At 63.1% G+C, this 15,440-nt stretch carries 9 protein-coding genes; 3 read left to right on the top strand and 6 right to left on the bottom strand.

The genetic code is table 11. The features are described 5' to 3' along the window. The first annotated feature begins 248 nt into the window (after positions 1-248). On the top strand, positions 249-1,175 hold the full coding sequence (locus tag AC3Z8Y_RS13240; protein WP_490086177.1) for a Gfo/Idh/MocA family protein: 927 nt from the start codon (positions 249-251) through the stop codon (positions 1,173-1,175). A 77-nt stretch (positions 1,176-1,252) separates the two neighbouring features. Further along, positions 1,253-1,438 carry a hypothetical protein gene (locus tag AC3Z8Y_RS13235; RefSeq protein WP_490086176.1) on the top strand — a complete coding sequence of 62 codons (186 nt, stop codon included), beginning with the start codon at positions 1,253-1,255 and terminating at the stop codon, positions 1,436-1,438. 5 nt (positions 1,439-1,443) lie between these two features. Here AC3Z8Y_RS13235 and AC3Z8Y_RS13230 read toward each other — a convergent pair whose 3' ends face one another. The 6 genes from AC3Z8Y_RS13230 to AC3Z8Y_RS13205 form a co-directional block, all read right to left on the bottom strand. Continuing rightward, the gene (locus AC3Z8Y_RS13230; RefSeq protein ID WP_490086175.1) at positions 1,444-3,054 is read right to left on the bottom strand and encodes a gamma-glutamyltransferase family protein; all 1,611 of its coding nucleotides are present in this window, start codon (positions 3,052-3,054) and stop codon (positions 1,444-1,446) included. A gap of 21 nt (positions 3,055-3,075) precedes the next feature. Then, entirely contained in the window at positions 3,076-3,846 is a 771-nt protein-coding gene (locus tag AC3Z8Y_RS13225; protein ID WP_490086174.1) for an amino acid ABC transporter ATP-binding protein, read from the bottom strand. Position 3,847: 1 nt separating this feature from the next. Further along, positions 3,848-4,615, bottom strand: coding sequence for an amino acid ABC transporter permease (locus AC3Z8Y_RS13220; RefSeq protein WP_490086173.1), 768 nt, complete (start codon positions 4,613-4,615; stop codon positions 3,848-3,850). Positions 4,616-4,626: 11 nt separating this feature from the next. After that, positions 4,627-5,445 (bottom strand): ABC transporter substrate-binding protein, encoded by an 819-nt coding sequence (locus AC3Z8Y_RS13215; RefSeq protein ID WP_490086172.1) that lies wholly within the window; start codon positions 5,443-5,445, stop codon positions 4,627-4,629. A gap of 57 nt (positions 5,446-5,502) precedes the next feature. Next, positions 5,503-6,174: a GntR family transcriptional regulator gene (locus AC3Z8Y_RS13210; protein ID WP_490086171.1), complete on the bottom strand. Its 672-nt coding sequence runs from the start codon at positions 6,172-6,174 to the stop codon at positions 5,503-5,505. 214 nt (positions 6,175-6,388) lie between these two features. After that, positions 6,389-7,420 (bottom strand): NADP-dependent oxidoreductase, encoded by a 1,032-nt coding sequence (locus AC3Z8Y_RS13205; RefSeq protein ID WP_490086170.1) that lies wholly within the window; start codon positions 7,418-7,420, stop codon positions 6,389-6,391. A gap of 88 nt (positions 7,421-7,508) precedes the next feature. On the opposite strand from AC3Z8Y_RS13205, the gene AC3Z8Y_RS13200 reads away from it, so the two are divergent. Then, complete coding sequence (locus tag AC3Z8Y_RS13200; protein ID WP_490086169.1) at positions 7,509-15,422, top strand: SpvB/TcaC N-terminal domain-containing protein; 7,914 nt, start codon at positions 7,509-7,511, stop codon at positions 15,420-15,422. The last annotated feature ends 18 nt before the right edge of the window (positions 15,423-15,440 follow it).

Genomic DNA, 15,440 nt, shown 5'->3' with positions numbered 1-15,440 from the left:
GAAGTGGCGGCAATTGTTGCAAAGACCGACTACCATCGACGCTTCGCTTGATCTGTCAGGAACAAAGCCTTTCTGAGCGCTAACTGCGTACCTTTGTAGGAAGCGGCGGGGCCGGCCATCCGGCGCCAGCTCGCGAATAGTCATTTTTTTCGCGAGCTGGCGCCGGATGGCCGGCCCCGCCGCTTCCTACAGGATTAGAGGATTCCAACAGGTGAAGGCCTTCTACAACAACAAAACAGGAGTGTTCGATGCAGCCGATTCGTCTTGGCTTGGTGGGGTACGGGAAGATTGCGCAGGATCAGCACGTGCCGGCGATCCAGGCCAACCCGGCGTTTTCCCTGGTAGCGGTCGCCACCCAAGGGCAACCGTGCCCGGGCGTGGCCAATTTCAGCTCGCTGGGCGACATGCTCCGCGAATTGCCCGAACTGGACGCCATCGCCTTTTGCACCCCGCCCCAAGGCCGGTATGGCTTGGTGCGCGAGGCCTTGGCCGCAGGCAAACACGTATTGGTTGAAAAGCCGCCTTGCGCCAGCCTCGGCGAAGCCATGGCGCTGGTCGAGCAAGCGGCGAGCGTGGGGGTAGGCGGGTTGTTCGCCTGGCACTCGCGGTTCGCCCCGGGTGTGGAAGCGGCCCGTGCCTGGCTGGCGGGGCGCAACCTCAACGCCGTGCGGGTGGAATGGAAGGAGAGCGTGCGCAAGTGGCACCCCGGCCAAACATGGATCTGGCAAGCCGGTGGCCTGGGGGTGTTCGATCCGGGAATCAACGCGCTGTCTATCGTCACAGAGCTGCTGCCTTCACCGTTGTTCGTGAGCAAGGCTGAACTGCGGGTGCCCCAGAACTGCCAGTCGCCCATTGCCGCCACGCTCTCGCTCACCAATGCCCAAGGGCTGCCAGTGAGCGTGGATCTGGATTTCGACCATGACCATAACGAGCTCTGGCGCATTGAGCTGGAAGCGGATAACGCCGTGTTGCGCCTGGACCACGGCGGCGCCAGCCTCAGCATCGATGGTGTGGCCCAGGCGCTGTCGGAGGAGGGCGAGTACCCGGCCCTTTACCGACATTTCCATCAGTTGATCGACGCCGGCGCGCGCGACATGGACACCCAGCCGCTGCGGCTGGTGGCCGACAGCTTCTTCGCGGGCGAACGGGTGACCGTCGAGCCGTTTTACGAATAACCGGCCATCCCGGGCGAACTCTCGGCGCCTCGGCGTTCTCGAACGCTTACGGTTCGAAAACGTCGAGGAGACCTCCGATGAAAGACACCCCCATCACCGATAAATGGCCCACCCGCGATTCCAAGGAAGACGCACGCGGCTTGCCAGGGCGCCCGGAAGACGCCCGTAGCGGTATTACCGGCGGCAAGCCGGACGCTGAGAAGCAGCCGAGCCGCAGCGGAAATACACAAAGCACCGAAGACGAAAACCTCGGCGCTGATTGACGCCGTTACCACACCGCGACATGCCCGTCCGTGCGGGGCTCGGTGCCCCCGCACAGCACGCCCGTGTGCGGGTCGCGCAGAATGATCTGCCCGCGGCCGAAGTCCAGCGAGTCATGGGCCACTTCCACCTCATGGCCGCGCCGCGCCAGCGCCCGGGTCAGCTCGGCAGGGGCCCCGTGCTCGATGCCCACCTTGCGCCCCCCCAGCCATTGCCAGCGGGGGGCATCCAGCGCTGCCTGGGGATTGAGGCCGAAATCCACCAGGTTCATGACCATCTGCACGTGGCCCTGAGGCTGCATGTACCCGCCCATCACCCCGAATGGCCCCAGTGGCACACTTCCCTGGCTGATGAACCCCGGGATGATCGTGTGGAAGGTCTTTTTGCCCGGGGCCAGATGGTTGGCGTGAGCGGGGTCGAGGCTGAATTCTTCGCCACGGTTTTGCAACGAGATCCCGGCGCCGGGCAGCACCACCCCGGACCCAAAGCCGTGATAGCAGCTCTGGATAAAGGACACCATGTTGCCCTCGGCGTCGGCGGTGGCCAGGTATACCGTGCCGCTGGCGTGAGGGTCTCCGTGCAAGGGCTCGGCGGCCTGTTCGCCGATGAGGGCACGGCGGCGCTGCGCGTAACCTTCGCCGAGCAGGTCGGCGGCGGCTACGCGCATATGCGCCGGGTCGGTGATGTAGTGCAGGCCGTCGGCATAGGCCATTTTCATGGCCTCCAGCTGGGTGTGCCACGTTGCGGGGCTGTCGCGGTGATCAAACCTGCAGCCTTGCAGAATGTTCAGGGTCATCAGCGCGATCAGCCCTTGCCCGCTGGGCGGGATCTCCCACACGTCGTAACCCCGGTAGGTGGTCTTGATCGGCTGTACCCAGCTGGCGCGGTAGCCCGCAAGGTCCGAGGCCTTGAGGTAGCCGCCCGTGGTGTCGGCATAGGCCGCCAGCCGCTGCGCCAGCTCGCCACGGTAAAAGCTTTCGCATTCGCTGTCGGCGAGGGCCCTAAGGGTGAGTGCCTGCCCGGGGTTGCGGAACAGCTCCCCAGCCCGGGGCGCGCGGCCTTCAATGAGCCAGGTATCGAACCAGCCTTCCAGCGCAGGTTGGCGGCTGGCCTCGAAACCCACCCGAGCGATTTCCCATTGCCTGGCCACCGTAGGGGAAACGGGAAAACCGCCCTCGGCCAGTTCGATCGCCGGTTCCATCAGCGCCGCGAACGGCAACTTGCCGAAGCGGCGCGATAACTCGGCCCAGGCTGAGGGGCAGCCGGGCACGGTGACGGGTAGCCAGCCATGAGCCGGCATGCGTTCGTGCCCGGCGGCCTTTACTGCCTCGATGGACAGCCCGGCTGGTGCGTGCCCGCTGCCGTCCAGGCCGTGCAACTGGCCTTTATGCCAAACCAAGGCAAAGGCATCGCCACCGATGCCGCATCCGGTAGGTTCGACCACCGTGAGGCACGCCGCCGTGGCAATGGCCGCATCGATGGCATTGCCGCCCTGACGCAGAATAGCGATGCCGGCTTCGGCGGCCAAAGGTTGGGAAGCGGCCACCATGCCGCGGCGGGCGAACACGCTCTGGCGTTGTGAGGCGTAAGGGTATTGATGTGCGGAAAACGACAGCATAGGACGATCACCTCAAGGCGCTTACAGCACCCGGCTGAGAAATTCCCGCGTACGCGGATGATGAGGGTTGCCGAAGACCTGCGCCGGCGGCCCTTCCTCGATGAGTTCCCCCTGGTGCAGCACCACCACCCGGTCTGCCACCTCTTTGGCGAAGCTCATTTCGTGAGTCACCACCACCATGGTCATGCCGTCCTCGGCAAGGGCCTTCATTACCTCGAGCACTTCGCCGACGGTTTCCGGGTCCAGCGCGCTGGTGGGCTCATCGAACAACATGGCCTGCGGTTTCATTGCCAACGCCCGTGCAATGGCAACCCGTTGCTGCTGGCCACCGGAAAGCTGCGCGGGGTAGTGGTCGGCTTTCTCGGTGAGGCGCACCCGCGCCAGCAGGGTGCGAGCCTCGGCCACCGCCGTGTCACGCGCCACACCCAGTACCTGGATGGGCGCCTCGATGATGTTTTCCAGCGCGGTCATGTGCGGGAACAGGTTGAAGCGTTGGAACACCATGCCGATGTCCCGCCGGCGCCGGGCGATGTTGCGCTCCGAGTCACGAACGAGGCGGCCGTCGGGCCGCTCGCGGTAGCCCATCAGCGCGCCGTTCACTCGTATGCTGCCGGCCTGGATGTCTTCAAGCAGGTTGATGCAGCGAATGAAGGTGGTCTTGCCAGAACCGGACGCCCCGATCAGCACCACTACTTCTCCGCGGCGCACGTCCAGGCTCACCCCTTTGAGAATCTCCAGTTCCCCGAACGCCTTATGGACGTCCCGGGCCTGGATCACGATGTCACTGTGCATCTCAGCGCCCCCTCAAAAGTTTCATGGTGTGGCGGCCGAACAGCCGGCGCGGCGCCGAGGCATGGGCGTCTGCCTTGCCGAAGCGGCGCTCCAGCCAGCGCTGGAAAAACCCCCACACGGTGGTCAGCGCCAGGAAGTAGATCGCCACCACCAGGTACAGCTCGAACACCCTGAAGGTGGCCGAGGTCACCATCTGCGTGCTGAGCAGTAGCTCCGGCACGCCGATCACGCTCACCAGGGTGGTGTTCTTGAGCATCACGTTGAACTCGTTGCCGATCGGCGGAACGATCACTCGCAACGCCTGCGGCAGCACGATCCGTCGCATCAGCTTCGGGAAGGTCATGCCCAGCGAGCGGCCGGCTTCGTACTGGCCGCGATCCACTGCGCCAATACCGGCGCGGATGATCTCTGCCATATATGCCCCTTCGTTCAGCCCCAGGGCAATGATGGCGGCCTGGATGTTGCCCGGCAGGGTAAACAGGCCCAGGTTCAGGTCCTCGAAGCGGAAGATCCCGCCCGCCGCCAGCGCGGTGTAGAGGAATACGATCTGTACCAGCAAGGGCGTGCCCCGCATCAGCCACACGTAGAAGCGCACCGGGTATTGCAGCAACGGGTTGCGCGACAGGCGCATCAGCGCCGCCAGCAAGCCCAACGTGCAGCCCAGCAGCATGGCGAGCACGCTGATGGTGAGGGTAAGCCACAGGCCGTACAGGTAGATGTCGCTCGGCTGCAGCAGGTAATGCCAGAAAATGTCCCAATTGAAGTTCATCAGCGCTTACCTCAATCGAGTGTGTCGCCTTCGATGTGCCACTTGGCCAGGATGGCCTGGTAGCTGCCGTCGGCGCGCATGTCCTTGAGAATCTCGGTCACTGCCGCGCTCATCTGCGGGTCATCCTTGCGAATGCCCAGCCCGGTAAGAATGCGTGCAAAGGCGGGCACACCCACCTCGAAAAGCTCGGGCGCCATGCTCTGGTAGTAGCCCGCCGTTTCCACGGTAGTGCCGTACGCCGCGGCCTGGTTGATCCGCAGGGCCTGGAAGGCGTCGGTGTCGGTGTTGTACACCACGATGTTCATGGGCGGCTTGCCGGCCTTGGTCAGCACCTGATTATGGGTGTCGAGCAAGGTGCGGATGGTGGAACCGTTGAGTACCGCGACCTTTTTGCCAGAGAGGTCATCGAGGGTATGGATGCCCTGGGGGTTGCCCTTGGCGACCACCACGGCCTGGCTCGAGTACATGTAATTGACCATGTCGATCACTTCGCGCCGCTCAGGCTTGTCGAACAACTGGTCGACCAGCATGTCGCACTGGCCTGCGAGCAACGCCGGGATCAGCCCGGAGAAGGGCGTGACCCGCCACTCGATCCGCTTGTTGCCCAGCCGCTTCGCGATCGCTTCGCCCAGGTCGACGGTCACGCCGACAAGCTTCTGATTAGGGTCATAGAAGCCCATCGGCGGCGAATCCATCCCGCCGCAGAACACCAGCTTGTCGCTGTGCTGCAAGCGATCCGGCACCACCGGGGCAGCCTGGCTGAGCGGAGTGGCGAGGGTAGCCGCCAAGGTAAGGGCCATCACGGCCAGGGGTAGCCTGCGTTCGAACATGTTCAGCTCCATGGGGTAGGGTTGCCGGGGCAGTTCACAAGCAAGGCGTCACGGGTCTCAGGTGCCCGCTGCCTCAAGAAAATTCAGCAGGGCCGGGACGGTGCCCTCGATGTGCTCGCATACCACGCGTTCCGCCAGCACCGCATTGCGGCTGCGCAGCGCCGTGAGGATTTCGGCGTGTTCCTGGCGAGCGCTGAGGGGTTTGTCCACGTGCTGCAGCCACAGTCGCATGTGCGGCTCGATCACCGAATACAGCGCGCCGATCTGGCGCAGCAGGCGAGGGCGCATCGCCAGGCTGCACAGGTACTCATGAAAGGCGCGGTGGCGGCTGACCCACTCGGCGCTGTCGTCGCGCACCTCGTCCATGTCGTCAAGCATGCGCTCCAGCGTGGTCAATTGCCGGTCGGTCAAGGTCGCGGTGGCCAGGCGCACCGCCAGGCCCTCCAGCGCGCTGCGCATTTCGAACACTTCGCGCATTTCGTCGAGGTTAAGGCCGCTCACGATGGCACCGCGGTTAGGCCTCAACGTCACCAGGCCTTCGGCGGCCAGGCGGCGGAAAGCCTCGCGCACGGGCATGCGGCTCATGCCGATCTCGCCAGCGATGTCCTCGGCGATCAGCCTGTCGCCGGTGCGCAAACGCCCTTGGCAAATGGCATCGAGCAGGTAGCGGTAGGCCTCCTCCTCGGCGGTGACAGGAGGGCGGGCCAATAAGTGAGATGACTCCGACATGGAAGCGCCTTTGTATTTATGTATCCAATTATCCATGTATGCAATAAAGCACGGCGCGTGCCAACATGCCGCAGCTGCGCGCAGGTCACTGAAACGTCGGGGTTTAAGAAGAAATACGCAGGGAAGGGGCAACCGCCGTTTGGTTACCGGCGGCTACCTTTGTGTGCACGAAGGGCGGGCAGTGATCCCGGTTGGAACACATTCAAGGCATCAGCTAAACCACCCGCAGCACGATCTTGCCTTCCACATGCTCGGTGGCCAGGTAATGCAACGCATCCACGGCATTTTCCAGGTTGAACGTCCGGTGCACGTAAGGTTTTACCTGCCCGGCCACGATCAATGCCGCCACCTCGTGCAACTGTTTGCCGTCGGGCCGCACGGTAAAGCGGCGGCCGTGTTTGCCCTGCGCCTGCGGCAGGGTGAGGTCTGGCGCCTGCAAGGTGGACACCAGCCGGCCGCCCTCGCGCAGCACCGCCCAGGAGCGCTTCTGGGTTTCACCGCCAATCAGGTCGATTACCAGGTCCAGCGGCGGGCATTCGTCTTCGAACGGCCCGGCCTTGTGGTCGATCACGTGATCGGCGCCCAGTTGCCTCATGAACGCCAGGCTGGCCTTTGAGCCCGTGGCAAACACTTCGGCGCCGGTGGCTTTGGCAAACTGGATGGCGAAGTGGCCCACACCCCCCGAGCCGCCATGGATCAACACGCATTGGTTGGCCTGGAGGTCGCCATGGTCATACAGGGCCTGCCAGGCGGTGAGTGCGGCGAGGGGGATAGCCGCGGCGGTCACCTCGTCGATCCCTTTCGGAATGCGGTCTGCATTGGTGGCCTTCACCCGCGCATACTCGGCATAGCCGCCATCGGCACCGATCATGGCGAATACGTTGTCGCCTGGCTTGAAACCCGCCACCGCGCTGCCGACCTTGGTGACTGTGCCCGCCACCTCGCGGCCCAGGGTCAGCGGCAAGGCGTCTTCGCCCACTGCCGGGTACTGGCCCTCGCGGATCTTGTAGTCCACCGGGTTTACACCCGCTGCAGTGACCTTGATCAACAGTTCGTCAGCGTTTGGCGAAGGCATAGGCACATCCTCCAGGTGCATGACGTCTTCATGTCCGAAGTGGTCGATACGAATGGCTTTCACGGCGCGAACCTCAAGAAAAGGGTTATCGGTGGAGGGCTCGCGCGGCCAGTTGGTTCGGCGTGTGCAGGTGCCGCTCGACCAGTGGCACAGGCGGCTGTCGCGCTCCATCGATCGTCCGATACTCCCTGGGACCGAAGCGGTTTTCAGGATCGGTGATACACTTCTCAAGCCTATCCGCTCATGCGGGAGGGGACCGATGAAGCGTACTGTACACAATTACGGCGACACGGACCGACCCCACGATCGCGGCCTGGCCCCCGATATCGTTTTGCCCAAAGGCGGCGGCGCCATCCACGGGATGGGTGAAAAATTTGTCGCCAACCCCGTTACCGGAACGGGTTCGATGTCGGTCCCCATCCTTACGTCTGCAGGACGCTCCGGCTTTGGTCCGCAATTGGCAATCACCTACGACTCTGCCGCGGGCAATGGGCCCTTCGGCTTCGGCTGGAGCCTGTCGCTTCCCGCAGTTTCCCGTAAAACGCAGAAGGGGTTGCCGCAGTACCGGGATGAAGACGCCACCGACGCCTTCATGCTTTCGGGTGCTGAAGACCTGGTGCCCGTTCTGCTACGTGTCGGAGATGCCTGGCTGCGCGATATCCTGCCGCCGCGTACCGTTTATGGCGCTTCGTACGCCATCCACCGCTACCGCCCGCGCGTAGAGGGCTTGTTCGCGCGTATCGAACACTGGGTGAACACCGCAAGCCCGGCGGATACCTTCTGGCGCTCGATTTCCAGAAACAACATCACTACCTGGTATGGCAGAACGGCACAAAGCCGAATTGCAGACCCGCTCGACACTGGCCGCATCTTCAGCTGGCTGATCTGCGAAAGCCATGACGACAAGGGCAACGCCATCATCTACGAGTACAAGCCAGAAAACTCGGCAGGCGTCGACCTTTCCCTGGCTCCGGAGCTCAATCGCACGGACCTGACCCGATCCGCGCAGCGTTACCTCAAACGCATCCGCTACGGCAACCGGGTGCCTTATCGGCCGGATTTGACCGCCCTCGAACCAACCCCGCTACCCAGCGACTGGTGTTTCGAAGTGGTGTTGGATTACGGCGAACACGATTCGCTGGCCCCAGTACCCCAGGACGCCTCCCAAGCCTGGAATTGCAGGGCTGATCCGTTCTCCGGTTATCGCGCGGGTTTCGAAGTCCGTTCCTATCGACTGTGCCGGCGCGTGCTGATGTTTCATCATTTTGCCGGGGAAGCGAACGTCGGGCTCGATTGCCTGGTGTGTGCAACCGTTCTGGAACATGCCGCCGGCCCATTAGCGGATACCACACTGCCCTTTTACGCGTATTTGCTTTCGGCGACCCAGACCGGCTACGTGCGTGATGGCGCCGCCGGCTACCGGGCAAGTTCGCTGCCACCGCTCGAGTTCGACTATACCCAAGCCGAGATCGACGAGACCGTGCGCGACCTCGACGCAGAAAGCGTGCGCAACCTGCCAACGGGCCTCAGCGACGCCACCTATCGCTGGGTGGACCTGAACGGTGAAGGTGTTTCAGGCATCCTCGCTGAACAGGGTGGCAGTTGGTATTACAAGGCCAATCTGAGCCCAGGCAACCACTCCATCATCGCCGGTACCGAAGTGGTCCGGCCGCACTTCGGGCCGATGCAGCGCGTGGCTCGCCAACCTTCGCCTGCCTCCTTGAACGGCGACCACGTGCACCTGATGGACCTCTCGGGCGAAGGCGAACTGGCTGTCGTGGCGTTCGACGGCCCCACCCCCGGTTATTTCGAACGCACCGATACACAGGGCTGGGCCCGCTTCAAGTGCTTCCTATCGCTCCCGGTGCTGCACTGGAGCAACCCGAACCTGCGGTTTATCGACCTGACAGGTGACGGGTTCCCCGACCTGCTTGTCACCGAGGACAACGCGTTCTGCTGGTATGGTTCCTTATCGACCAATGGCTTCGCGGCTGGGCAGCGAGTGCCCCGGTCGCTGAATCAGGAAGCAGGGCCTCAGTTAGTGTTGCGCGACAGCACCGAATCCATCTTTCTCGCCGACATGTGCGGGGATGGCCTGACTGACCTGGTTCGCATCCGCAACGGGGACGTCTGCTACTGGCCCAATGTGGGCTATGGCCGCTTCGGGGCCAAGGTCACGATGGCCGGGTCGCCGCGCTTCGACCGCGCTGATCTGTTCGATGGCACACGGCTACGCCTGGCCGACATTGACGGGTCCGGCACGGCAGACATTCTCTATTTCGCCAACAATGCGATCCACCTGTACTTCAACCAGTCCGGCAATGCCTGGGGAAGCCGGCGCAGCCTTGGACATTTCCCGGCCATCGATACCGCCTCGTCGGCGACCGTCATGGACCTTCTCGGCAATGGGACCGCGTGCCTGCTGTGGTCATCGCCAGCGCCTGCAACGGCGTCCCGGCCCATGCGCTACATCGACCTGCTGGGTGGCCACAAGCCTCATCTACTGGTTCGCGCGCGCAATAACATGGGGACGGAGACAGTCATCAAGTACGCACCCTCCACCCGCTTCTATGTCGCCGACAAGCTTTCCGGCATACCTTGGCTGACCCGCCTGCCGTTCCCCGTGCATGTAATCGAACAGGTGCATGTCTATGACTACATCAGCCGAAGCCGATTTGGTACGCGCTACGCCTACCATCATGGCTACTACGACGGCGTGGAGCGGGAATTTCGCGGCTTTGGCCGTGTGGACCAGTGGGACACCGAGGAGATCAGCGCGGTCGTGCCAGACAGCGCTTTCCCACCGCCGAGCAATCAAGACCCTGCGTATTCATCTCCGCCGGTGTGCACCAGAACCTGGTTGCACACCGGTGCTTACTTCGGTGAGTCGATCGTTTCCAGGCAGTTCGCCTCGGAGTACTACGACGAAGGCGACCGCAGCGGCGCCATTGCGGGCTTGAGCGAGGCGGACAAACAAGCCCTGTTGCTCGACGACACGTTGTTACCTGGCACCGTGCTGCTGGCCGACGGCAGTCGCGTGCCGTGGAACTTTTCCCCCCAGGAAATGCGCGAAGCCTGCCGGGCACTGACCGGTTCCATCCTGCGCCAGGAAATCTACGCGCTCGATGGCACCGCCGCGGCTGACCGCCCGTACAGCACCTCGGAACGAAATTACACAGTAGAAGCCCTGCAACCGCAGGGCGTAAATCGCTACGGGGTGTTCGTGGCGCACGCGCGGGAGGCCATCGACTTCCATTATGAACGTGCGCTGTACACCGTGCTCGACAACCAACTGGTGGACCCGGCTGCACCGCCACCCGGCGCGAGGGCTGCCTGCGACCCCAGGGTAACCCACGCCCTGACGCTGGCGGTCGATTCGTACGGGAACGTATTGCGGTCAGCAGCGGTTGCCTATGGGCGGCGGTATCTGGACCCTTCGCTCGCACCTCAAGACCAACACACGCAAGCGGCAACGCTCGGTACCTGCGAGGACGCTACGTACACCAACGCCGTGCTTACACGGGACGCGTACCGCGCGCCGGCCCTCGCGCAATCGAGCCGCTATGAACTGCTGCAATTGCCGCGGTCAGGTGCCCCGGCCGGCGTTGCGCCGCTTCTAGGGTTCGCGCAACTGGCCGACGCCATTCAGGCCGCAGGCGACGGCGCGCACGATATCCCTTTCGAAGGGCCGGATACCGTGCCCGTTGATACAGGACAAACGTACCGACGGATGATCGCCCGCACGCGCGCTTATTATCGGCCCGACGATATGGGTGCCGCCGCTTCCGAGACGAACGCGCGCCTTGCCCTGGGCACCCTCGAATCGCTGGCTTTGCCGGCGATCCATTTCCAACTCGTATTCACCCCCGGTCTGGTTTCCCGGGTTTACCGGCGGGGCGGGGCAGCACTTTTGCCCGTGGCCGCCGATGTGCTTGCAAGCGTCACCGGGGATGGCGGTGGCTATACCGACCTGGACGGCGATGGCCATTGGTGGCAACCCTCCGGCCGCGTCTTTCACCTGCCGACCGCGGCCACGCCTGCCGCCGAGCAAGCCGAGGCACAGGCGCATTTCTATATGCCACGCTGCACGGTCGATCCCTTTGGCCATGCAACGTCGGTCAACTATGACGGGCAGGATCTGTTGCCTGTGCAAAGTACCGATGCCGTCGGCAACTCAGTCACGGCAACCTATGACTATCGCGTGTTATCCCCACTGCTCGTGACCGACGCCAATGGCAATCGCAGCGCCGTGGCGTTCGATGTGCTGGGAAGGGTTGCAGGTGTTGCCGTGATGGGCAAAACCACTGAACAGCGAGGGGACTCGCTTACCGGCTTTACCGCCGACCTTACCGTGGCCGAGCTCGACACTTTCCAGGCCGCTGATGACCCTCATATGCTGGCTACGACATTACTGGGTTCGGCCACCACCCGCATTGTCTACGACCCGTTGCGGTTCTTGCGCTCGCGCAGGGCCTTTCCTGACGACCCTTCGAGATGGCTGCCGGTGTTTGCCGCGACGCTTTCGAGGGAGACCCATGCCAGCGACCTTGGACAAGGGCAAGTGAGCAGGATCCAGCTTGGGTTTGCCTACGGTGATGGCCTCGGCCGGACGGTGCAGCACAAAGTTCACGCCGAACCGGGCCCCGTCGCTGCGAGCGGCCCGGTCATTGACCCCCGTTGGGTGGGCAGTGGCTGGACCCTTTTCAACAACAAGGGCCGGCCGGTTCGCCAGTACGAGCCGTTCTTCAGCGCGCTGGCCGTAAAAGGTCACCAGTTCGAGTTCGGTGTGCAGGCAGGTGTCAGCCCTATCATTTTCTATGATCCGATGGGGCGTGCCGTGGCCACGCTGCACCCGGACCACACCTACGAAAAAGTCGTCTTCGACCCTTGGCATCAGTACACGTGGGACGCAACTGATACGGTGCTCGTGGCCGACCCGTCCTCGGACCCTGACGTGAGTGGCTTTTTGGGCTTGCTCGCCCGCAGCGAGTTTTCACCTACCTGGTATGCCCAACGCATTGGCGCAGCCGCGGATGTGGAGGAGCAGGGCGCTGCGATCAAGGCAGCCGCCCACGCCAATACGCCGGGCATCCGCTACTTCGATACGCTAGGGCGAGCCTTCCTCGCGGTTGCCGACAACGCCGCCGCCGGGAAATATTTGACCCGTACTGAGCTTGATGTCCAAGGGTTGCAACGGTCGGTGACGGACGCCCTTGATCGCAGGGTCGTGGCGTATGACTACGAGATGCTCGGCGGTATTGTGCATCAGGCGAGCATGGAGGCTGGCGAGCGTTGGACCCTGAGCGACGTGATGGGCAATGCTATCCGCGCCTGGGACGCCCGGGGGCACAACCACCGGACTGCATACGACGTACTGCGTCGGCCGACGGATGTGTTCGTGCAGGGTACTGACAACGTAAATTCCGATCCTGCTACCTTATCCGAGGTCCGTTACCACCGTTGGGTTTATGGCGAAGGGCTGCCGGGCGACGTGGCGCTGAACCTTCGCACGCGGGTTTATGCAATCAGCGATACGGCGGGCGTGGTCACCCACATGGACGTGAACCCGGTGTCCGGGCTTCGGGAAGCCTATGACTTCAAGGGCAACCTGCTGCGTGCGCGCCGGCAGTTCGTCGTGGACCATAGGCTATTGCCGGATTGGACTGCACCGCCACCCATGGGCGAGGCCTTTGCCGTCAGTACGCAATACGATGCCCTTAACCGGCCAATTGTCGTTACGGCACCGGACGCAAGCATCACGCGCTTGAGTTACAACGCCACGGGTTTACTTGAGGGCATTGCCGTGAAGCTGCGCGGCGGCGCAAGCGAGACGCCCTTTATCACGAACATCGACTACGACGCCAAGGGCCAGCGCACGCTAATCGACCATGGCAATGGCGCGCGAACTTCCTACGCCTATGATCCCCTCACATTGCGCCTGGCACGGCTGCTCACCCGGCGCGACCCTGCTGCCTTTACGGGGGATTGCCCCCAGCCGCCGCCCGCGGGTTGGCCCGGCTGCCAAGTGCAAAGTATCGGGTATACCTATGATCCGGTGGGTAACCTCACCAGCATCCGCGATAACGCCCAGCAGGCTGTCTATTTCCGCAACCAGCGCGTGGAGCCGAGCAACGGCTACACCTATGACGCCCTCTATCGCCTGACGCAGGCCACCGGCCGTGAACACCTGGGCCAGGGCGGCAATGGCGCGACGCTACCGCCAACGGCCAGTTCCTACCACGACGCGCCTCGCATTGGCCACTTGAGCCCCGGCGACGGCAACGCGATGGGGAACTATACCGAGCAGTACCAGTACGACGCCGTCGGTAACTTCCTGAAGTTGATTCACCGCAGTAGCCAGCCCAGCCACCCAGGGTGGACGCGTGCGTATGCCTACGGTGAAGCCAGCCTCCTTGAGGCGGGCAAGGTCAGCAATCGGCTGACCCAAACCACCCTGAGCGGCACCCAGACCCTGAGCGAGACCTACCGTCATGACAAGCACGGCAGCATGACCTCAATGCCGCAGTTGCAGGCGATGCAGTGGAATTTCAAGGATCAGCTGCGGATGTCCCAACGGCAAGCGCTCAGCAATAGTGACAGCGATGGCGTGCTGCAACAGGGCGAGCGGACGTACTACATCTACGACGGCACGGGGCAACGCGCCCGCAAAGTCACCGAAACGCCAGAGGGCATCAAGCGCAACGAGCGGTTTTATCTGGGTGGGTTTGAGATATATCGAAGTTACGACAACAGCGGGGCCGTTACGCTGGAGCGGGAAACGCTGCACGTTAGGGAAGGCGGGCAACGCGTTGCCTTGGTAGAAACGCGCACGCACGGCGATGACGGCTCGCCGACACAGCTCATTCGCTACCAGTTAAGCAACCATCTGGGTTCGACGTGTGTGGAACTCGATGGCGCCGCTCAAGTGATTTCATACGAAGAATATTGCCCATACGGAAACACCTCGTATCAGGCGGGCCGCAGCGCCGTTGAAGCCAGCCTGAAGCGCTATCGCTACACGGGCATGGAGCGCGACGAAGAAAGCGGGTTGAGTTATCACGGTGCCAGGTATTGCGCTACCTGGTTAGGACGATGGACCGGCTGCGATCCTCTTGCCGCAGTTAACCTCTACGGTTTCAGCAATTGCAACCCGGTGAACCTGATCGACCCCCAGGGAACGGAACCCAAGAAGCCTGAAACAGGCGCCTATGAAAAAGTGAAGGGCGACCATGTGCATCAGGTGGCGCCGCGTACAAAAAAGGTAGGGGATCGGCGTAACACCGCACCGCAGTATAAAGAAGCTAACGCAATCAGCACCCGAGACCCCAACGCATACAACGATCCGGCAGCGCAGAAGGTCGAGGCAGCGATCAACCGGGCCCAATGGGGTGCCCACATGGACGACTACCACCCCGCGGGCCAGAACGGCCAGAAGGTGAAGACGACCTCCGGGGGCAAAACCACTGAATCGGTCGTGAAAATCACCTCAAGCGGTGCAACTACCGTCGGCAGCAAACGCGCAGCCACACCGAGCAGCTGGTTCGAAGACGTCAAGTCCTTTTACAAACTCCGAGAGGGCGGGTTGCCCCCGGACGCGGCGAAGACCGAAGTGTTCAAGTCTGCTGCGCAACTCGACGAGGCCGGCGCGGCGCCTACCCGCGTGCCTGATACCCCTCCGGACTTTCGTAAGCCTCCGGCACCGCCTGTCCGTGCAAATGAGCCCAGTGTGTTCCGACGTGGAGCGAATGGCCTCGAGCCGGTCAAAACGACAGCCCCCAAGCCACCCGTTACCGTGGAACAGCACGGCAGCCTGGGCGGTTCCCCGGGGAATGTGCGCAGCACCGGTCTTCAGATAGCGGCCATAGTCGTACCAAAGGTGGTGGAAAGCACGGTGAGGCGTTTAGGCGGCGACCACACTACCGTGAGAAGGGCGGGGTTCCTTGCCACCGTGGGCACCATGGCGCTTATCGGCGCGGAAATGGGTGCCCCCGCAGATGGCATCGGGGCCCTGCCAGGCGCGGTTCTAGGCGGGATCATCGGCGCATTGTCGTACGGGTTCGACGGCCTGATGGGTGAGCATATGGCCAGGTCCAATCCTGTGCTCGAGATCGAGACCGACGAGAACAACCCGTATCCGACCGGCGCGCAGTGGGGCGATCCCACGGTGCAGTGAGCACATCATCGAGGCTGA

This window comes from Pseudomonas sp. 3MAES_34.3B (assembly GCF_058145875.1).
The sequence above is the reverse complement of the archived record's forward strand: the minus strand, read 5'-3'. Positions and strand labels throughout refer to the sequence as shown.